At 75.5% G+C, this 19,314-nt stretch carries 20 protein-coding genes; 12 read left to right on the top strand and 8 right to left on the bottom strand.

Features of this window, described 5'->3' with window-relative positions; translation table 11 throughout:
- Positions 1 to 88: 88 nt before the first annotated feature.
- The 4 genes from LFA75_RS21470 to LFA75_RS21455 form a co-directional block, all read right to left on the bottom strand.
- Positions 89 to 1,957 carry a cation:proton antiporter domain-containing protein gene (locus LFA75_RS21470; protein ID WP_225235616.1) on the bottom strand — a complete coding sequence of 623 codons (1,869 nt, stop codon included), beginning with the start codon at positions 1,955 to 1,957 and terminating at the stop codon, positions 89 to 91.
- Between the two features lie 62 nt (positions 1,958 to 2,019).
- Entirely contained in the window at positions 2,020 to 2,196 is a 177-nt protein-coding gene (locus LFA75_RS21465) for an STAS domain-containing protein (RefSeq protein WP_225235615.1), read from the bottom strand.
- A gap of 145 nt (positions 2,197 to 2,341) precedes the next feature.
- Positions 2,342 to 4,585 carry a diguanylate cyclase domain-containing protein gene (locus tag LFA75_RS21460; protein ID WP_225235614.1) on the bottom strand — a complete coding sequence of 748 codons (2,244 nt, stop codon included), beginning with the start codon at positions 4,583 to 4,585 and terminating at the stop codon, positions 2,342 to 2,344.
- Between the two features lie 153 nt (positions 4,586 to 4,738).
- Positions 4,739 to 5,194 (bottom strand): DUF5313 family protein, encoded by a 456-nt coding sequence (locus LFA75_RS21455; protein WP_225235613.1) that lies wholly within the window; start codon positions 5,192 to 5,194, stop codon positions 4,739 to 4,741.
- A 47-nt stretch (positions 5,195 to 5,241) separates the two neighbouring features.
- On the opposite strand from LFA75_RS21455, the gene LFA75_RS21450 reads away from it, so the two are divergent.
- From LFA75_RS21450 to LFA75_RS21440, 3 genes are read left to right on the top strand one after another with little or no spacing between them, the layout of a single operon-like run.
- A complete protein-coding gene (locus LFA75_RS21450) occupies positions 5,242 to 5,619 on the top strand; it encodes a helix-turn-helix domain-containing protein (protein WP_225235612.1) in 378 nt (125 codons plus the stop codon).
- Entirely contained in the window at positions 5,616 to 5,846 is a 231-nt protein-coding gene (locus LFA75_RS21445) for a VOC family protein (protein WP_263639404.1), read from the top strand. The genes LFA75_RS21450 and LFA75_RS21445 overlap by 4 nt, the downstream gene beginning before the upstream one ends.
- On the top strand, positions 5,843 to 6,106 hold the full coding sequence (locus tag LFA75_RS21440) for a DUF1905 domain-containing protein (protein WP_225235611.1): 264 nt from the start codon (positions 5,843 to 5,845) through the stop codon (positions 6,104 to 6,106). The genes LFA75_RS21445 and LFA75_RS21440 overlap by 4 nt, the downstream gene beginning before the upstream one ends.
- Positions 6,107 to 6,112: 6 nt before the next feature.
- Here LFA75_RS21440 and LFA75_RS21435 read toward each other — a convergent pair whose 3' ends face one another.
- Positions 6,113 to 7,405, bottom strand: a complete 1,293-nt coding sequence (locus tag LFA75_RS21435) for an aspartate aminotransferase family protein (protein WP_225235610.1) — start codon at positions 7,403 to 7,405, stop codon at positions 6,113 to 6,115.
- Positions 7,406 to 7,485: 80 nt separating this feature from the next.
- Here LFA75_RS21435 and LFA75_RS21430 point away from each other — a divergent pair, with 80 nt between their 5' ends.
- From LFA75_RS21430 to LFA75_RS21410, 5 genes are all read left to right on the top strand, one after another.
- Positions 7,486 to 8,376, top strand: coding sequence for a LysR family transcriptional regulator (locus LFA75_RS21430; protein WP_225235609.1), 891 nt, complete (start codon positions 7,486 to 7,488; stop codon positions 8,374 to 8,376).
- 69 nt (positions 8,377 to 8,445) lie between these two features.
- Entirely contained in the window at positions 8,446 to 9,132 is a 687-nt protein-coding gene (locus tag LFA75_RS21425) for a DNA alkylation repair protein (RefSeq protein ID WP_225235608.1), read from the top strand.
- Entirely contained in the window at positions 9,129 to 9,578 is a 450-nt protein-coding gene (gene arr / locus LFA75_RS21420) for an NAD(+)--rifampin ADP-ribosyltransferase (protein ID WP_225235607.1), read from the top strand. Before LFA75_RS21425 ends, arr begins: the two co-directional genes overlap by 4 nt.
- Before the next feature lie 26 nt (positions 9,579 to 9,604).
- Positions 9,605 to 10,957: a carboxylesterase family protein gene (locus LFA75_RS21415; RefSeq protein WP_225235606.1), complete on the top strand. Its 1,353-nt coding sequence runs from the start codon at positions 9,605 to 9,607 to the stop codon at positions 10,955 to 10,957.
- A 124-nt stretch (positions 10,958 to 11,081) separates the two neighbouring features.
- Positions 11,082 to 11,492, top strand: coding sequence for an HNH endonuclease signature motif containing protein (locus LFA75_RS21410; RefSeq protein WP_318250045.1), 411 nt, complete (start codon positions 11,082 to 11,084; stop codon positions 11,490 to 11,492).
- Positions 11,493 to 11,513: 21 nt separating this feature from the next.
- Here the strand turns inward: LFA75_RS21410 and LFA75_RS21405 are convergent, their stop codons facing one another.
- Positions 11,514 to 13,625 carry a DEAD/DEAH box helicase gene (locus tag LFA75_RS21405; RefSeq protein ID WP_225235605.1) on the bottom strand — a complete coding sequence of 704 codons (2,112 nt, stop codon included), beginning with the start codon at positions 13,623 to 13,625 and terminating at the stop codon, positions 11,514 to 11,516.
- Positions 13,626 to 13,978: 353 nt separating this feature from the next.
- Between LFA75_RS21405 and LFA75_RS21400 the strand changes: the two genes are divergently transcribed.
- Positions 13,979 to 14,731, top strand: coding sequence for an alpha/beta hydrolase family protein (locus LFA75_RS21400; RefSeq protein ID WP_404820979.1), 753 nt, complete (start codon positions 13,979 to 13,981; stop codon positions 14,729 to 14,731).
- On the opposite strand, the gene LFA75_RS21395 is transcribed toward LFA75_RS21400, so the two are convergent.
- The gene (locus LFA75_RS21395) at positions 14,728 to 15,804 is read right to left on the bottom strand and encodes a DNA glycosylase AlkZ-like family protein (RefSeq protein WP_225235603.1); all 1,077 of its coding nucleotides are present in this window, start codon (positions 15,802 to 15,804) and stop codon (positions 14,728 to 14,730) included. The genes LFA75_RS21400 and LFA75_RS21395 overlap by 4 nt on opposite strands.
- 54 nt (positions 15,805 to 15,858) lie before the next feature.
- Between LFA75_RS21395 and LFA75_RS21390 the strand changes: the two genes are divergently transcribed.
- Positions 15,859 to 16,236, top strand: coding sequence for a hypothetical protein (locus tag LFA75_RS21390; protein WP_225235602.1), 378 nt, complete (start codon positions 15,859 to 15,861; stop codon positions 16,234 to 16,236).
- Here LFA75_RS21390 and LFA75_RS21385 read toward each other — a convergent pair.
- Entirely contained in the window at positions 16,233 to 16,502 is a 270-nt protein-coding gene (locus LFA75_RS21385; protein ID WP_225235601.1) for a YggT family protein, read from the bottom strand. The genes LFA75_RS21390 and LFA75_RS21385 overlap by 4 nt on opposite strands.
- Positions 16,503 to 16,687: 185 nt before the next feature.
- Here LFA75_RS21385 and LFA75_RS21380 point away from each other — a divergent pair, with 185 nt between their 5' ends.
- Positions 16,688 to 17,890, top strand: a complete 1,203-nt coding sequence (locus LFA75_RS21380; RefSeq protein ID WP_225235600.1) for a zinc-dependent alcohol dehydrogenase — start codon at positions 16,688 to 16,690, stop codon at positions 17,888 to 17,890.
- Positions 17,887 to 19,314, top strand: coding sequence for a protein adenylyltransferase SelO (locus LFA75_RS21375; RefSeq protein WP_225235599.1), 1,428 nt, complete (start codon positions 17,887 to 17,889; stop codon positions 19,312 to 19,314). The genes LFA75_RS21380 and LFA75_RS21375 overlap by 4 nt, the downstream gene beginning before the upstream one ends.

Here is a 19,314-nt window from a genome sequence, read left to right as displayed (position 1 = left end):
GGAGCGCGGCCCGTCGTCTCGAGGTCGCACGGGAGCACCGTAACAGCGACTTACGCCGTACCGCGGCGGTGGTCGCCCGGCCGCCGGGTCAGCCCAGCTCGTCGTCCACCCAGCACCAGCGCCAGGCCTCGTCCGGCTCGGCGCTGACCACCACCGGGTGGGCGCTGGTGCCGAAGTGCACCCGGGCGTGCCGGCGGGGTGAGGAGTCGCAGCAGGCCACGTGGCCACAGGCCATGCAGGTGCGCAGGTGCACCCAGGTGCTTCCCTCGGCCAGGCAGTCGACGCAGGCCGACTCCGGGTGCGACACCCCGGGCGGGGCCGCCGCCAGGTGCGCGCAGGCCGCGGCCCGCGGCCGGGGGGCCAGCGCCTGGTCCCGGCTGCCGCCCTCGAGCTCCTCGTGCCGGTCCAGCAGCGACTCCTCGACGTCGATCGCCGAGAGCGCGGCCTCCAGCACCTCCCCCGGTGCGGTGCCCCCGTCCCGGGCCCGGACGACGACCTCGCGCTCGGCGTCCAGCATCTGCATCCGCAGCCGGGCGTAGACGCTGGACGGCGTGTCCTGGTCGGCCAGCGGGCGGCCCAGCCGCTCCCAGGCCGCGTGCGAGCGGGCGGTGGACCGGTCCCGGAGCCGGTGGACGACGCCCTCGGGCTCGTCGCCGGTGGTCAGCTCGGCCAGCCGCGCCAGCCCGGCGGCGTTCGCGGCGTCGCCCAGCTCGGCGGCCTGCAGGGCGTCCTCGGCGGGGTCCGGGGCGGGCATGCCCACCCGGCGGACCAGCCACGGCAACGTCGAGCCCTGCACCAGCAGGCTGCCCACCACCACGGTGAACGCCGCCAGCAGCAGCACCTCGCGGTCGGGGACGTCGGCGGGCAGCACCTGCGCGGCGGCCAGGGTCACCACGCCCCGCATGCCGGCCCACGACACCAGCCCGGCGACCGCGGGGCTCCAGGCCAGCCGCCGCATGCCCGGCGTCCCGACGGTCAGGAGGCCGGCCAGCCCGAACACGAAGACGAACCGGGCCACGACGGTGGCCACCAACACCCCGCCGCAGACCAGCGCGACCCGGCCCCAGCCCAGCCCGCTCTCCCCGGCGCCGGTGAGCAGACCGGGCAGCTGCAGCCCGATGAGCAGGAAGACGCCGTTCTCCAGCACGAAGGCGACGGTCCGCCAGGTGATCGCCTCGGTGACCCGGGCGGTGGCGGTCTGGATCCGCGGCGAGAGCTGGGCCAGCGCCAGGCCGGTGACGACGGTGGCCAGCACCCCGGAGGCGTGCACCTCCTCGGCGGCCAGGAACGCCAGGTAGGGCGCGACGAAGGAGACCAGGGCGTCCAGCACCGGGTCGCGCAGCCTGGCCCGCAGCAGCGCGAGCACCGCGGCGACCACCCCGCCGACCAGCACCGCGCCGACGACGGCCCAGACGAACTCCAGGGCGACCTCGGGCGCCGACGGCGAGGAGGTCAGCGCGGAGACCGCGACGCTCAGCGCGATCAGCGCCGCGGCGTCGTTGACCAGGCTCTCGTGCTCCAGCAGGGTGCCGACCCGGCGCGGCAGGCCCAGCCGGCGGCCGACCGCCGAGGCCGCGATGGCGTCCGGCGGGGCGACCACCGCGCCCAGCGCCAGCGCCGCCGCGACGGCCACGCCGGGCAGCAGGAACCAGGTGACCGCGCCGACGACCAGCGTGGAGAACACGACCAGCACCACCGACATCGCCACGATGCTGGCCTTGTTGTGCCGGAAGTCGAACAGCGACGTCCGGGCGGTGGTGGCGTACAGCAGCGGCGGCAGGACGGCGAACAGGACGACGTCGGGGTCCAGCTGCACCTCGGGCACGGCCGGCAGGAAGGACGCCGCCGCCCCGACGACGACCAGCACCAGCGGGGTGGGCAGGCCGAACCGGTCGCACAGCCCGGCGACCAGCCCGACCGCGATCACCAGGGCCACCAGCTCGGCGGTCAGCTCCACGTGGGCGTCTCCCGGTTGCGCACGGCACCGATCTTGTCAGGTCCGGGCGGGTGCGACGGTCCTCAGCTCGGTCGCAGGTCGAACAGGTCGGCCACCCCGGTGACCGCCATCGGGCGCAGCACGGCCCGCCCGCCGGCCCACAGCGGGACGACGCCTGCCCGGCCGTGCGCCACGCCGAACAGCAGCCCGAGACCGGCACAGCTGAGGAAGGTGACCCGGCGGGCGTCGACCGCCAGCACCTCCAGGTCGGCCGGGCGGGAGGTGGTCCAGTGCGCGCAGAGGTCGGCGTCGATCTCGCCGACCAGGCGCAGAGCACGCCGTCCTCGACGGTGATCGACCCCAGGGGCGACGCGGCGCCGTGCACCGGGTCGGGGCCCGGCGTCCTCAGCCCACCAGGTGCTTGGCCCGGTACATCCGCTGGTCGGCGGCGTGCAGCAGGCCGGCGAAGTCCACGCCGTCCACCGGGCCGGTCGCGCAGCCGATGCTGGCGCCCACGTGGACGGTCTCCCCGCACAGCTGCAGCGGGGCCCGCACCAGCTCGGCCAGCTGGGCCGCGACCGCGGCGGCCTCCTCCGGCGCCGAGCGCGGGTCCAGGCCGGGGAGCGCGACGAGGAACTCGTCCCCGCCGAGGCGGGCCAGCAGGTCGGTGCGCCGCAGGCCGCCGCGCAGCCGGCGGCTGACGGCGACCAGCAGCTGGTCGCCGGCCGCGTGGCCGAACCGGTCGTTGACCGCCTTGAACCCGTCCAGGTCGACGAACAGCAGCCCGGTGGCGGTCCCGGTCGTGGCCGCCTCGCCCAGGGCGAGCTCGACCTCCTCCTGCAGGCGCCGCCGGTTGGGCAGCTCGGTCAGCGGGTCGGTGTAGGCCAGCTGCTCGATCCGGGCCAGGTACTGCCGGGTGCGGTCCTGCTCGCGGGCCAGCCGCCGGCCGGCCTCGACCCGCACGGTGACGTCGTTCTGCACGCCGATGTACTGCACCACCCGCCCGGCGGGGTCGGTGACCGGGGCCAGGTGCAGCTCGTTCCACCACGGCGTCCGGTCGGGCCCGCGGTGGTTGAGCAGGGTCTCCCGGCACTCCAGGCCGGCGTCCACCGCCTCCCGGATCCGGGCGACCGCGGCCAGGTCGGAGTCCGGGCTCTGGAGGAACCGGCAGTTGCGGCCCAGCACCTCCTCCCGCGGGAACCCGGCCAGCTCCTCGAAGGCGTGGTTGACGTAGACCAGCGGCTGGTCCGGCGCGAGCAGATCGACGATGACCACCCCGCTGGCCGTGGCGGCCAGGGCGCGGTGCAGCAGGCCCTCCACGGCGGACCCGGGTGCGGCGCGGGCCGGCGTCCGCGGGGCCGTGGTCACCGGCCGCTGGGCGACCTCCGGCCGGGCGGGACTGTCGGCCCGGGGGGCGACCCGGGACACCAGCGCCCGCGCCGCGCGGACGACGGTCTCCCGGTCGTAGGTGACGGCGAACTCGAAGGTGCGCTCGAGGTCGGGGCCGTGGTCGCCGAGGTCCCGGGCCAGCAGCGCCGCGCTGAAGTGCGGGCTGAGCACCACGACGTCCCACTCGCCGCGGACGCCGTCGGTCGCGGCCAGGGTGGCGCCGCGGACGCCGGCCAGCGGCTCCGGAGGGAGCCCCGCGCCCAGCGCGCAGACGAACCCGGTGCGGTCGGCGAGCTCCCGGTAGCGCTCCACGGTGGCCGGGGTGAGGTGCCGGGCGTCCTGGAAGGTGGCCGCGACGACGGCGGTCTCCCCCAGCCGCATGGCCTGCCGCTCCAGCTGCTTGGACAGCTCGATCAGCAGCAGCTTGGGCGAGCGCCGGAGCACGGTCCCGACCGGCAGGCAGGCGAACGGCGACTCCTCCGCGCCGGGCGGCTCGACCGGGGCCGCGGGCAGCACCAGCTCGGCGGTCGGCAGGTGCTCGGCAGGCCCCGCCTGCGGCCGGCCGAACAGCCAGCCCTGCCCCAGGACGGCGCCCAGCGCCAGCGCCTGGACGACGTGCGCCTGCGTCTCGATGCCCTCGGCGAGCACCCGTGCGCCGGTGCGCTCGGCGTAGGCGTTGACCGCGTTCATGATCTCGGCGGCCTGCGGGCCCGGCCGGCCCTGCACCAGGCGCAGGTCGAGCTTGACCACGTCGGGCTGCAGCAGCGGCATGAACGCCAGCGACATCGCGTCCGCGCCGACGTCGTCCAGGGCCAGGCCCCAGCCGATCTCGCGGATGCGCTGCACGGTGCGCAGCAGCTCGGCGGGGCGGGCGGCGATCGCCCGCTCGGTGATCTCCACGACCACGCGCAGCTCGGCCGGGGCCTGCTCGGCGATGGCGAGCAGCTGGTCCAGCGGCGCGCTGTCGAGCACCTCGGGCTCGACGTTGACGAAGACCGTCAGCGGCGCCAGCAGGCCCTGGGTGACCGCGCCCCGGAACGCCGCGGCGCGGCAGGCCGCGTCGAGCTCGGCCAGCCGGCCGGCCGCGCGGGCCGCGGCGAACAGCGCGTCCGGGGTGTGCAGCGGTCCGACCGGGCCGCGGGCCAGCGCCTCGTAGGCGACGACCGCGCCGGTGTCGAGGTCGATGATGGGTTGGAACACGCTGTGCACCTGGTCGGCGCCCAGCACGTCGTCGATGCTGCGGTGGGTCGCTGCGGGCATGGTTCCCCGTCCGGCGTGCCACGTCGGGTCCCCAGCTCTTCGAGGATGCGGTGGCGGTCCCCGGAGGTCTCGGCAGATCGCGACGGGCCCTCCAGGCGGACAGGATCCTGCCACCCCTCCGGGGGGTGCCCGGCGTGTCGGCCGGGCCGGGGTTCAGCCGCCCGCGCGCCGGCGGTAGCGGTCTGCCCGCTTGGCCGCCGCGGCCCGCTTGCGCTCGCTCTCGCGCCGCTGGGCGGCCATCCCGGCCTGCTCGCGCAGGTGCACGGCCGTGCCGGGCCGGTAGCCGGCCTTGATCACCCGGTGCTCGGTGGTCTCGGCCATGTAGGCCAGGGAGAAGATCAGCCCCAGGAAGACGCCGCCGCCGACGACCGCCAGCCGCAGCGCCCACCCCGAGGGCACGAAGGCGAGCACCAGGGCGCTGGGGATGGCCATCTGCACCAGGCTGCGGGCCACGTGCCGCATGCCCCAGGTCCGGGTGGTGGTGTCGTGCAGCACCCAGCTGCGGTGCCGGGCGGGCAGGCCGCCGCCCAGGGCGTACCAGAGCCAGCGGTGCACCGGCGGCCGGACGCGGGACTCGGCGTCGACGTCCGCGTCGGTCGGGCTGGTCACCGGCCCAGCCTACGAGCCGGGGCGGTCGGCCGTGGTGGGATCCGCGGGTGGGCGCAGCGGCCCAGGAGGTCAACCGGGCGATGCTGCGGGCCGAGGACCTGATGGACCGGCACTTCGCCGAGCCCCTGGACGTCGCCGCGGTCGCCCGGGTGGCGCACGTGTCCACCGCGCACTTCGCCCGCACCTTCCGCCAGGTCTTCGGCGAGAGCCCGCACCGGTACCTGCAGCGCCGCCGGGTCGAGCGGGCGATGGTGCTGCTCCGGACGACCGACCGCAGCGTCACCGACATCTGCCTGGCGGTCGGATTCAGCAGCCTGGGCACCTTCAGCCGCACCATCTCCGCCGTCGTCGGCGAGTCGCCCACGCGGCACCGGGCGCGGGGTCCGCTCGGGGCCGTGCCGAGCTGCCCGCTCCCCCGTCCATGAGCGAGGCCACCGCCGAGACGGTCCGCGAGCTGGTCAGCAAGGGCTCGGCCGGCGGCCACCTGTTCTTCACCACCGACGACGCCGTCGCCGAGCACGCGCGGCTGAAGGCGGCCGGGGTGGACGTCGACCCGGAGCCCGTCGTCCAGCCCTACGGCACGGACTTCGGCCTGCGCGACCCGTTCGGCAACCACGTCCGGATCGCCCAGCCCGCCGGGGCCCCGGCGTGACGGTCTTCCGCACCGTGCTGGCGGCCACCGGCGGCAACAACGTGGGCATCGTGGTGCCGGAGGACGTCGTCCTGGCGTTCGGGCGGGGCAAGCGGGTGCCGGTGGTCGTCACCGTCGACGGCGGCTACACCTACCCGACCACGATCGGCGTGATGGGCGGCCGCTACCTGGTCTCGTTCAACGCCGAGACGCGGAAGCGGACCGGCCGCGGTGCCGGCGAGGAGGTCGAGGTGGAGCTGGTGGTCGACCCCGACCGCTGACGGGGCCTAGAGCACTGCCTTGACCGCGTCGCGGAGGGCCTGGTCCAGGATCGCCAGGCCCTCGTCGACCTCCTCTCCACTCGCGGTCAGCGGCGGGGCGATCCGGAAGACCCCGGCCATGCCCGGCAGCTGGACGACGTTCATGTGCAGCCCCAGCTCCAGGCAGCGCCGGGTCACCGCGGCGCCGAGGACGTCGGAGCCCTCCTTGGTCACCCGGTCGACGACCAGCTCGAGGCCGACCAGCAGCCCGCGGCCGCGGACGTCGCCGATCACCTCGTGCTGCTCCGCCAGCCGGTGCAGCCCGTCCCGCAGGCGACCGCCGAGCTCGGTCGCCCGGACGTCGAGGGCATCGCGCTCCAGCACGTCGAGCACCGTCGTCCCGACGGCGGCGACCAGCGGGTCGGAGGTGTGCGTGGTGAGGAACAGGAAGCCCCGGTCGTGCGCGGCGGCCTCGATCTCCGCGCTGGTGACCACCGCCGCCAGCGGCAGCCCGGCGCCGAGGGTCTTGGACAGCGTCAGGATGTCCGGCACGACGCCGTCGCGCTCGAAGGCGTACCAGGTGCCGGTGCGGCACAGCCCGGTCTGCGCCTCGTCCAGGACCAGCAGCATGCCGCGCTCCCGGCACTTGCGCTGCAGCGCGGCCAGGTAGCCCGGCGGGGGCTCGATGATCCCGCCGGAGCTGAGGATCGGCTCCACCAGGCAGGCGGCCAGGTTGCCGGTGGACTGCGCGTCCACCATCGCGAACGCCAGGTCCAGCTGCCGGGGCCAGTCCAGCTCGCCGTCGGCGGTGACCACGTCGGGGCGGTAGGCGTTCGGGGTCGGGATGGCGAAGTTGCCCGGCGCCACCGGGCCGTAGCCCTTGCGCCCGGCGCTGTAGGTGGCGCCCGCCGCGGCGCCGGTCATCCCGTGCCAGGAGCCGGCGAACGAGACCACCTCGTGCCCGCCGGTGACCAGCTTGGCCAGCCGCAGCGCGGCCTCGTTGGACTCCGCGCCGGTGGTCAGCAGCTGCACCTTCTCCAGCGGGTCGGGCAGCGAGGCGGCCAGCCGCTCCGCCAGCTCCAGGACCGGGCGGCTGAGCATGCCGCTGAACAGGTGGTCCAGCCGGCCGACCTGGTCGCGGACCGTGGCGACGACGTCGGGGTGGGAGTGGCCGAGGATGGCGCTCATCTGGCCGGAGGTGAAGTCCAGCACCCGCCGGCCGGACTCGGTGACCACGTAGCTGCCAGCGGCCGAGGCGATCAGCTCCGGGGTGAAGGCGCCCGTGCCGAGGTAGCGGATGAGGTTGCGCTCGATGTCCACCCGGCCAGCCTGGCGACGGGGACTGCGCAGGTCCAGCACCGATTCCCACCGCTGCTGTGCAGCTCTGCTTCACTGCCGGGGTGCTCAACCCGTGGCGGCTGCAGCTGCTGGTCGACCTGCAGGAGCACGGCACGGTCCGGGCGGTGGCCCAGCGGGCGGTCCTGAGCCCGTCGGCGGTGTCCCAGCAGCTCGCGGTTCTGGAGCGGGAGACCGGCACCGACCTGGTCGAGCGGTCCGGGCGGCGGGTGCGGCTGACCGCGGCCGGCGAGCTGCTGGCCGACCGGGCCCGCGACGTGCTGGCCCGGATGCACCAGGTGGAGGCCGAGCTGCGCGGGCTGGGCGACCGGCCCAGCGGCACCGTACGGCTGGCGGTGTTCCAGAGCGCGGTGCACGCCCTCGCCGTCCCCGCGGCGGAGGCGGTGGCCGCGAGGCACCCCGGGGTCGAGGTCGTCGTCCTGGAGCTGGAGCCGCACGAGAGCATGCCGGCGCTGCGCCGCGGCGAGGTCGAGGTCATCGTGACCACCACCGACCTGGCCGGCACCGAGCTGGGGCCGGCGGTCGACCTGCTGCCGCTGGGCACCGACGAGGTGGTGGCGGTGCTGCCGGTCGGGCACCCGGCCGCCGCGGCGCAGCGGCTGGACCTGGCGGCGTGCGCGCAGGAGCGCTGGACGCTGGACCTGCCCGGCTCCTACATGTCCGACCTGACCACCCGCCGGTGCCGGGACGCCGGGTTCGAGCCGCACGTGGTCTGCCGGCTGTCGAACTACCTGATCGCGCTGCAGCACGTGGAGGCCGGCCGGTCGGTGGCCCTGCTGCCCTCGCTGGCGGTGGACGCCCGGTTCGACGTCGTCACCCGGCCGCTGGACCCGCCGTCGGTGCGGCGCATCGTGGCGGCGGTGCGCCGGCCCGCGGCGACCCAGCCGGCGGTCCGGGCGGTGCTGGACGAGCTGCGGGCCGCCGCGCTGGGGTGATGGCGCGCTGGTGATGGCGCTGTGTCGGTGGGGTGTGCTGCGATGTCCCGCGAGACCCAGGAGGCAGGCATGGCACGCACCGCGGCACCCGAGGTGACGCTGGACGAGGTGGTGGCCGAGCTGGCCACCCTGGTCGACCCCCGGATGCGGGAGGTGAACCGCCGGCACGGCGACGACCACGGGGTGAACCTCACCGCGCTGCGGGCGCTGGCCAAGCGGCTGCGCACCCAGCCCGAGCTGGCCCGCGAGCTGTGGGCCACCGGCGACGCCGACGCGCGGCTGCTGGCGGTGCTGGTGTGCCGGCCGAAGCAGTTCGAGGTCGACGAGCTCGACGCGATGCTGCGAGCGGCCCGGCTGCCCAAGGTGCACGGCTGGCTGGTCGACCAGGTGGTGGCGAAGAGCGCGCACACCGAGGAGCTGCGGGTGCACTGGCTGGCCGATCCCGACCCGGTCGTGGCCAGCGCGGGCTGGTCGCTCACCACGACCCGGGTGGCCACGGCGCCCGAGGGCCTGGACCTGCCCGGCCTGCTGGACACGATCGAGGCGCAGATGGCGGCCGCGCCCGACCGGCTGCAGTGGGCGATGAACCACTGCCTGGCCCAGATCGGCATCGAGCACCCCGAGCTGCGCGCCCGGGCGCTCGACATCGGCGAGCGGCTGCAGGTGCTGGCGGACTACCCGACCTCGCCGGGCTGCACCTCGCCGTTCGCGCCGATCTGGATCGCCGAGATCGTCCGCCGCCGGGAGACGGCGTGACCGACCGCGTCCCGGTGACCTTCGACCGGTGCGACCACGTGCCCGGCCCGTTCCTGCACGGCACGAAGGCGGAGCTGGCGGTCGGCGACGAGCTGGTGGCCGGGCGGGAGTCCAACTTCCGGGCCGGCCGGGTGATGAACCACGTCTACCTGACCACCGAGGTGCCCACCGCGGCCTGGGGCGCCCAGCTCGCGGCGGCGCTGGCCGGCCTCGACGGGCCGGGGCACGTCTACGTCGTGGAGCCCACCGGCCCGTTCGAGGACGACCCGAACGTCACCGACAAGAAGTTCCCCGGCAACCCCACCGGCTCCTACCGGACCCGACACCCGCTCCGCGTGGTCGCCGAGCTCGCCGACTGGACGCCGCACCCGCCCGAGGCGGTGCAGGGCATGCTCGCCGGCCTGGCCCAGCTCCGCGAGCAGGGGCGGGACGTCATCGAGGACTGACCGGACCCGTCGGTAGCGTGCGGCCGGTGGGTGCGGACCGGCTCGAGGACCTGGTGGACGTCGAGACCGGAGCCGGTGTGTTCACCGCGCGCCGCGAGGGCGACCTGGTGCGCGCGACGGGCATCCGGTACGCCCGTGCCGAGCGCTTCCGCCTGCCGGTGGCCGAGCCGACCGCCAGCGAGCCGGTACCGGCGACCAGCCTGTCCCCCGCCTGCCCGCAGAACCCGACCCCGCTGCTGGACGACCTGCTCGTCGACGCGATGGGCGAGCTCACCGTCGACGAGGACTGCCTGCGGCTGTCGGTCACCGCGCCGGCCGACGCCGACGGGCTCCCGGTGATGGTGTTCCTGCACGGCGGCTCCTACCGCGCCGGCGCCGGGGACTCCCCCGTCTTCGACCCCGGCGCCCTGGTGCGCGAGCAACGCGTCGTCGTGGTGGCGGTGACCTATCGGCTGGGGCTGCTCGGCTACCTGGGCGGCACCGCCCGGACGGCGAACCTGGGCCTGCTGGACCAGATCGAGGCGCTGCGCTGGGTGCAGCGGGCGATCGCCGGCTTCGGCGGCGACCCGGGCTGCGTCACCGTGTTCGGCCACTCCGCCGGCGGCGACGCGGTCGCCCACCTGATGATCGCCGACGGCGCCCGCGGACTGTTCTCCAGAGCGATCGTGCAGAGCGCCCCGCTGGGCATCAGCCGCGGCCGGGCCCGGATGTCCGCGGCGATGGACGCCGCGGCCGGTGACCTGGACGCCCGGACGCCGCTGCCCGAGCTGCTCGCCGCCGAGGCCCGCGTCGAGGCCGCGGCCGCCCCGTTCGGTCTGGTCGCCGCGATGCCGTTCGGCACCCGGTACGGCGTCGCCCCGCTCCCGGCCGAGGACGACCTGGACGCCGCCTGGGCCGACGCCGCCCCGCACGTCGACCTGCTGATCGGCAGCACGCCGCGGGAGGTGGCGCTGTTCCTGCCCGGGCTGGCCGCCACCCCGGCCGCCCCGCTCGCCCGGGTGCTGGCGCTGCCCGTCGTCGGACCGCTGCTCAGCCGCGGCGCGGTGGCCGTCGCCAGCTGGAAGGTCTACGGCGGCGCCGTCCGGTCCTTCGCCCGCCGGCACGCCGCCGCCGGTGGCCGGGCCTCGACCTACCGGCTGGACTGGGGCGCGCCGGGCAGCCCGTACCGGGCCGCGCACTGCGTGGACCTCCCGCTGCTGTTCACCGACGAGGCCGCCTGGCGTGGTGCCCCGCTGATCGCCGGCGCCGACTGGTCCGACGTCGAGCGGCGGGGTCGGCAGCTCCGCCAGGTGTGGGCGGACTTCGCCAGGACGGGCGAGGTCACGCCGCGGGACGTCCCCGGCTTCCTCCGCACCCACCGCGTATCCGCTCGCCGCTGATCTCTGTGGGTGGCCGGCCATGGTGTCGGCTTTCCCCCGGTCTCGGTGCCGGCCGGCTCGCCACCGGTGCGCGCGGACAGGAGGACACCGCCCCGCNGCCCCCCTCCGCGCTGGGGAGGACGCCGTGGTCACTCCGGCCTGGAGACCACGGGTGCGGTGCGCGCACGACCCGAGAGGAACCAGCGATGAAGGCAGTGACCTGGCACGGCAAGGGCGACATCCGGTTCGCGACGGCGGCTGCGTGTTCACCGGCTGCCATGCCCCCGCCTGGTGGTGCGACGCCCACCACCTCGTCCACTGGATCGACGGCGGCGACACCTCGCTCGACAACACAGCCCTGCTCTGCGAACGCCACCACACCCAGGTCCACCACGGGTTCACCATCGGGTGGGATGCCGGCGAGGGCCGGTGGCGCACCTTCCGCCCGGACCAGACCGAGATCCTCACCGGCACGCTGACCGACACCCGTGGCGACCCGCTCCCCGACCTGCACACCGCCGACCCACCCCTGTTCCCGGCGAGCCCGAGCGGCTGAGCCGGCGCGCGGTGGTGGCCCTCAGGCAGCCAGCGCGTCGACCAGCAGGGAGACCAGGGCCTCCAGCTGGACGTCGCCGGTGGCGACGACCTCCTCGTCGGAGCCGTCCAGCGCCCGGGCCGCCAGGCCCGCCTTGCTGCCGATCAGCTCCGCGATCCGGGAGTCGATGGTCTGCGCGGCGATGATCCGCCACGCGGTGACCGGCTCGGTCTGCCCGATGCGGTGGCTGCGGTCGATGGCCTGGGTCTGCTCGGCGTCGGTCCACGACAGCTCGGCCAGCACCACGTTGGAGGCCACCTGCAGGTTCAGGCCCACCCCCGCCGCGGTCAGCGAGCAGACCGCGACCGACACCTCGGGGTCGTTGACGAACGCGTCGACCTGCTTCTGCCGGGCCGACGGCGTCTGGTCGCCCCGGATCGAGGAGAACCGCACCCCGGTCTTCTCGAACGAGGCCTCGGCGATGTCCATCACCGCGATGTGCTTGGCGAAGAAGACGACCTTGCCGGCGCTGCGGGCCAGCTGCGCGGCGTAGTCCGCGGCCAACTCGGCCTTGGCCTCGCCGATCCGCCGCATCATCGAGAAGACGTTCTCCCCGTTCTGCTTGGTCATCGCGTCCTTGAGCTCGGACTTGGCCACCCGGCGCACCAGATCCATGTCCAGCTCGTCGTCGGTGACGTCCCGGTAGGCCATCGCCTGCCGGTACTGCGCCACCATCCGCGCCGCCAGCTCGCGCTCGGCGGCCCGGATCGACCGGCCGGCCGCGCCGTCCAGCTCCACCGGCAGGTCGGCGATGCGCCGGGCCGGGATGTCGGCGGCGACGTCGACCTTGCGGCGGCGCACGATGCCCATGTCGATCACGCATCGCCGCGCGGAGTCGTAGAACTCCCGGTCGGCCGGCACCAGCCCGGTGCCCTCCAGGCACTCGGTCAGCTCCGCCAGCGGCTTGCTGTCGTCGACCCACCCCAGGAAGCGCCAGATGGCCCGGAAGTCGTCCACGTCGTTGATCAGCGGCGTCCCGGTCAGCGCCATGAGCAGCGGCTTCGCCGTCCGCAGCCGGAGGCCCTCGGACAGCCCGAGCACGTGCTGCGAGCGCTGGGACGACGTGTTCTTGATGAAGTGCGCCTCGTCGACGACCATCCCGCGGAACCCGAAGTCGCCGAGCCAGCCGCGGTGCCGGTCGAGCACCTCGTAGTTGACGATCACGATGTCGGCGAACCCGTCGACGTTGTCCCCGTCGCCCTGCACCACCGTCGCCGGGCGGTGCGGCGTCCACACCGCGGCCTCGCGGGCCCAGTTGGTCTTGACCACGTTGGGCACGACCACCAGCAGCGGGTAGGCCATCGCGGCCTCGGCGGCCAGCAGCGCCTGCGCGGTCTTGCCCAGGCCCGGCTCGTCGGCGAGCAGGAAGCTGCGGTGCCCCTCGGCGACCGAGGCGACCAGCTGGCCCTGGTGCGGCATGAGCTCCAGCCCCGCCGGGGTGAACCGCTGGGTCGGGAACGGCAGCGGCATGCACGCCGGCGCTCCCCCGCTGGCCCGCTCGAAGGAGGCCAGCAGCGGCCCCATCAGCTCCCAGCCCGCCAGCCGACCGGCCCGCGGGCCGCGCTGGGTGGCCGCGGCGTCGTAGTCCGGCGCCAGGAAGGGGTTGGCCAGCTGCCGGGACACCACCGACTGCGGCACGACCCGTCGCGGCGCCTCCACCGGTGCGGTGGCCACCGGCTCCGGCTCCTCCTCCGGCTCGGGCTCCACGCCCAGCGCGGCCTTGATCTCCCGGGCCGTCCGACGGGCGGCGTCGGACACCACGGCGTCCTCGCCCAGCAGCGCCAGCAGCCCGGAGTCGCGGACGGCGGTGGTCGCCAGGATCGTCGCGATGCCCTCCAGCCGCTTGAGCTGGTCGCCGCGCTGGCTGTCGCTCATCGCCGCCGCCCGGACGCGGGCCCGCTCCTCACGCAGCAGCAGCGCCACCGCCTGGAACGTCGCCCGCACGGACGGCGTGACCCGGCCGCGCTTGGCCGCTGCCTCGACGTCGCGCACCGCGCGGGCGAGCTCGCCGACGAGGTCGGTGGTGCGGGCACGCTGCCCGTGCCGCCCGGCGGTGCGCCGTGCACCGTCCCGGCGCTGGCCTGTTCGAGCCACGTGCTCCTCCTCCGACGTACGGGTCGCTGCCCGCGGTGCGCCGCGCTCGTGCGCGGTCCCGGCGGCCCGGCGTGCTGCGCACGTCGGCCGCCCGTGGTCCCCGGCGGGCGGCGTCGCACCGCTGACCCGCCGTCGCGGCGGGGAACGGTGGAGCGCCACCGGTGACCGGCAGTTCCGTCCACTGGGCGGACCGTCCACCGGGCGGACCACTGCCGCCGGTCCCGTCCGGGCCCAGGTGCACAAGACTACCGACCCGCGCACAGGTCGGCTCCGGGGCACGTCCGCGCGCGGGCCACGGCGCGAACGCAGGGCGTGCTGACCCTCGGACGACGCGCCCTGCTGCACCTCGCCGCCTGGGGCACACTCGGCGCGGTGACCGCCGGCTGCTCCTCGCCCCCGGGGGCACCACCCGCGTCCGCTACGGCGACGATCCCAGCCAGTGGGCCGACCTGCACCGGCCCGAGGGCACCCCGCGCGGGGTCGTCGTGGTGGTGCACGGCGGTTTCTGGCGGTCGCAGTACGACGCCACCCTGGGCACGCCGCTGGCGGACTCGCTGGCCGCCGAGGGCTGGGCCGCCTGGAACCTGGAGTACCGCCGGGTGGGCAACGGGGGCGGGGTGCCCGCCACCCTGGACGACGTCGCGGCCGGCATCGACGCCCTCGCCGGCACCGGCCTGGACCTGACCACCGTGCTCGGCCTGGGCCACTCGGCGGGCGGCCACCTGGCCGTCTGGGCGGCCGGCCGGCAGGGCGCCGGCGTCCCGCTGACCGGGGTGGTGTCCCAGGCCGGCGTGCTGGACCTGCGGACGGCGGCGGCCGACCGGCTCGGCGCCGGCGCGGTGCAGGACTTCGTGGGCGGCCCGCCGGACGCGTCGGTCGACCCGCTGCAGCAGATCCCGCTCGCCGTCCCGGTGCGGTGCGTGCACGGCCGGGACGACGGCAACGTGCCGCTGTCCCAGTCCGTGGCCTACGTCGACGCGGCCCAGGCAGCCGGTGCGGACGCCACCCTGACCGAGGTCGAGGGCGACCACTTCGTGCTCATCGACCCGTCGTCCCCGGTCTGGCAGACCCAGCTCGACATCCTGGCCGACCTCGCGACGCGCTAGCGGCGCAGCTCCAGACCGAGCCAGCCGGCGAGCGCGGCCAGCTCGGCGTCCACGGCGTCGGCGACGTCGGGGGTGAACGGCACGTCCTCGTGGACGGCGGCCACCGTGAACGTCCCGGCCTTGCGGTCGGCGGCCGCGTCGACCTTGCCGACCAACCGGTCCCCGTGCAGCACCGGCAGCGCGAAGTAGCCCCACCGTCGCTTCGCCGCGGGCTTGTACATCTCCAGCGTGTACTCGAAGCCGAACAGCTCCAGGGCCCGGCGGCGGTCGTGCACCAGCCGGTCGAACGGCGACAGCACCGCCGTCCGGCCGGTCCAGGGCCGGTCGAGATGCGCGGGGTCGACCCGCCACTCCCCCGGCACGCCGTCGACCACCGCCGGCTCCCCGGCCTCGCCCACGTCGTTGGCCTCGACCGAGGACTGGTCGGTCTTCGCCCGCGCGATGCCCAGCGCCCGCAGCCGTCGCCGGTCCCGCTCGCGCTCGGCCTCGTCGAACGGCAGCACCTCCACGTCCGCCGGGTACACCCGCTCGGCCAGGTCCCACAGCCGCTGCTTGCCGCGCCGGCCGCTGATCGCGACCTCGCCGCGACCGCACAGCACCTCGAGCATCTGGGTCACGTTGCGGTTCCCGGTCCACCCGGACGACGCCCAGGGCACCACGGCGGTGTCGGCGATCTCCTTGGACAGCAGCGGACCGTCGTCCCGCAGCCGGGCCAGCACGTCGGCGGCGAAGGACTGGTTGGCGGCCAGCCACTCCCGGGGCTGCCGGTAGGCCGGCGCCCGCTCCATCCGGGCACGGAACAGCCGCAGGTCGGCCATCGGCCGCACGGTGGCGTGCATCTCGAACAGGGTGCGGTCGACGTCCAGCGCCTGCCGCAGGTCCGCCGGGTCGTAGGCCGCGCCGAGCCGGGTCCACAGCACCAGGTCGGCGCTCGGTGCCACCGCGGCGGTCGGGTCGAGCTGCAGGAGGGCCAGCCGGTCGACGACGTCCAGCAGCCCGGGCGGGCGGTCGGCGTCCAGCAGCTGGGCTCGGACGGCGACCTGCCGGGCCTCCTCGACCGTCAACCGGTGCACGGACGGGACGCTAGCGCGCCGGGGACTGTCGGTGCACCCCGTCAGACTGCCGTCGTGCCCGCCTTCTTCCTGCCCCGCGCCGCCGACCCCGACCAGGCCGAGCGGCTCTACGAGGCGCTCGCCGAGTTCGCCGCGGTCGAGCCGGCCCCGCCCGGCCGACGGGTCGCCGCCGTGACCTTCGAGCTGGACGGCGCCCGCTGGGTGGCCGCGGTCGGCGAGGAGCTGACCGGCACCCGGACGACGAGCCGCATGCGCCGCGGCGAACTGCTCGAGCTCACCGAGGAGCTCACGTCGCCGACCCGGGTGCTGGCGATCTACCCGGGCCCGCCCTGCACCGTCGTCACCGACGCCGCACCGATCACCGGCGCGACCTCGGACTGGGCGAACCCGTTCACCGTGCCCCCGGACGAGGTCACGCCCTTCCCCGCCTAGACCGAGAGCAGCACGGACCGCAGGACGACGACGCCCAGGAAGACGACGGTGAAGGCCAGGTCGATGCCCACCCCGCCGATCCGCAGCGGCGGGAGCACCCGGCGGACCGGGGCGATCACCGGCTCGGTCACCCGGTGCACCAGCCGGCGGGCACCGCCGAGCCGGGCGCCGCTGGCGGGGGCGGGCACGCCCCCCCAGTCCACGACGACGCGGGCGATCAGCACGAGCTGGAACAGCAGCAGCACGAAGGCGAGCAGGGCGAGCATCAGGTCTCCTCGGGTCAGGGCACCACCGTCCCCGGCCTGGCCCAGCGTGGGCTGTGCGCGACCTGGGAGTTGCCCGCATGCGCACGGGACCGTTTCGGCCCCCCTCCGCGCTGGGGAGGACGCCGTGGTCACTCCGGCCTGGAGACCACGGGTGCGGTGCGCGCACGACCCGAGAGGAACCAGCGATGAAGGCAGTGACCTGGCACGGCAAGGGCGACATCCGGGTGGACGAGGTCCCCGACCCCACCATCCAGCAGCCCACGGACGCGGTCATCCGCGTGACGACGACGAACATCTGCGGCTCGGACCTGCACCTGGTCGAGCCCCTCGCCGCGTTCATGAACGTGGGCGACGTGATGGGGCACGAGACCATGGGCGAGGTGGTCGAGGTCGGCGGCGAGACCGGCGACCTGCGGGTCGGCGACCGGGTCTCCGTCCCGTTCCAGATCTCCTGCGGGCACTGCTGGATGTGCAACCAGGGGCTGTACACCCAGTGCGAGACCACCCAGGTGCGCGACCAGGGCTCGGGCGCCGCGCTGTTCGGCTACTCGTCGATGTACGGCTCCGTCCCCGGCGGGCAGGCCGAGTTCCTGCGGGTGCCGCAGGCGCAGTTCACCCACATCAAGCTGCCCGAGGGCCCGTCCGACGACCGGTTCGCCTACCTGTCGGACATCCTGCCCACCGCGTGGCAGGCCGTGGAGTACGCGAAGGTGCCCGACGGCGGCACCCTGGTCGTGCTGGGCCTGGGCCCGGTGGGCGACTTCGCGGCCCGGATCGGCAAGCACAAGGGCTACCGGGTGATCGGCGTCGACCTGGTGCCCGACCGGCTGGCCCGGGTGCGGGCCCGCGGCATCGAGGTGGTCGACCTGCGCGAGCACGAGGACGACCTGGGCGACGCCATCCGGGACATGACCGACGGCCGCGGCCCGGACTCCGTCGTGGACGCCGTCGGCATGGAGGCGCACGGCTCCCCGGCGACCACCTTCGTGCAGAAGGCGGTCGGGCTGCTGCCCTCCGCGCTGGCCGCCCCGATCCAGAGGGCCGCCGGCGTCGACCGGCTCGCCGCGCTGTACTCGGCGATCGACATCTGCCGCCGCGGCGGCACCATCTCGCTGTCGGGCGTCTACGGCGGTGCGGCCGACCCGATCCCGATGCTCACCCTCTTCGACAAGCAGCTCGGCCTGCACATGGGCCAGTGCAACGTGAAGCGGTGGGTGCCCGAGATCATGCCGCTGCTCACCGACGACGACCCGCTGGGCGTGGACACCTTCGCCTCCCACCGCCTGCCCATCAGCCAGGCGCCGGAGGCCTACGCCAAGTTCCGGGCCAAGGAGGAGGGCTGGCAGAAGGTGCAGCTGAAGCCGGGCCTCGTACCGTCGGAGGGGTGAGCAGCACGCAGACCACCGTCCAGCTCGGCCACCGGTTCGCCGACGCCCTCCCGGAGCTGTCCGTCCCCTGGCAGGCCGACGAGGCGCCGGACCCGCGGTTGCTGGCCCTCGACGAGGGCGTCGCCGCGGGCCTGGGGCTGGACCCGGCGTGGCTGCGGTCGCCGTCCGGCCTCGCGTTCCTCACCGGGACGCAGGTGCCGGACGGCGCCCGGCCGGTCGCGCAGGGGTACGCCGGCCACCAGTTCGGCAACTACAGCCCGCGGCTGGGCGACGGCCGGGCGCTGCTGCTCGGCGACCTCGCCGGGCTGGACCTGCACCTCAAGGGGTCCGGGCGCACCCCGTGGTCGCGGGGCGGTGACGGGCTCGCGGTGGTCGGCCCGATGCTGCGCGAGTTCGTGGTCAGCACCGCCATGCACGCGCTGGGCATCCCCACCACCCGCTCGCTGGCCGTGGTGGCCACCGGGCGGACGGTGCAGCGGGAGACGCCGCAGCCCGGCGCCGTGCTGGCCCGCACCGCCTCGAGCCACCTGCGGGTGGGGTCCTTCCAGCTGGTGCGGGCCACCGAGGACGTCGATCTGCTGCGCCGGCTGGCCGACCACGCGATCGCCGCGCACGTGCCGGCCGCCGCCGACGCCGACAACCCGGCGCTGGCGCTCTACGAGCACGTCGTCGCCGTCCAGGCCGACCTGCTCGCCCGGTGGATGCTGGTCGGGTTCGTGCACGGGGTGATGAACACCGACAACATGACGATCTCCGGCGAGACGATCGACTACGGCCCGTGCGCCTTCCTGGACGCCCACGACGCCGACACCGTGTTCAGCTCGATCGACTCCGGTGGCCGGTACCGCTACGGCAACCAGCCGCTGGCCGCGCAGTGGAACCTGGCCCGGCTGGCCGAGGCCCTGCTGCCGTTGATCCACGAGGACCCGGAGCAGGCCATCCCGACCGCGGTGGCGGTGCTGGAGACGTTCCTGCCCCGCTACGAGGTGGCGTGGGCCGCCGGGATGCGGGCCAAGCTCGGGCTCCGGGAGGACGCCGACCCGGCGCTGGTGACCGACCTGCAGGCGCTGCTGGACGCGAACCACCCCGACCACACCGGGTTCTTCCGGGCGCTGGGCGCGGCGGCCCGCGGGGACGCCGAGCCGGCCCGCCGGCTGGTGCTGGACCTGGCCGGGTTCGACGCGTGGGCGGCGCGGTGGCTGGCCGCCGGTCCCGACGCGGACGCCATGGACCGGGTCAACCCGGTGTACGTGCCGCGCAACCACCTGGTCGAGGAGGCGCTGGACGCCGCCACCGCCGGCGACCTCGGCCCGGTCGAGCGGCTGGTCGAGGTGCTCCGCCGTCCCTTCGACGAGCGCCCCGACCTCGCCCGCTACGCCGAGCCGGGCCCGGCGGGCACGTACGTCACCTACTGCGGGACGTGA

Source organism: Klenkia terrae (assembly GCF_900491935.1).
Taxonomy (GTDB): Bacteria; Actinomycetota; Actinomycetes; order Mycobacteriales; family Geodermatophilaceae; genus Klenkia; species Klenkia terrae.
Note: the sequence above shows the minus strand (reverse complement) of the source record. Positions and strands in the feature narration are given on the sequence as shown.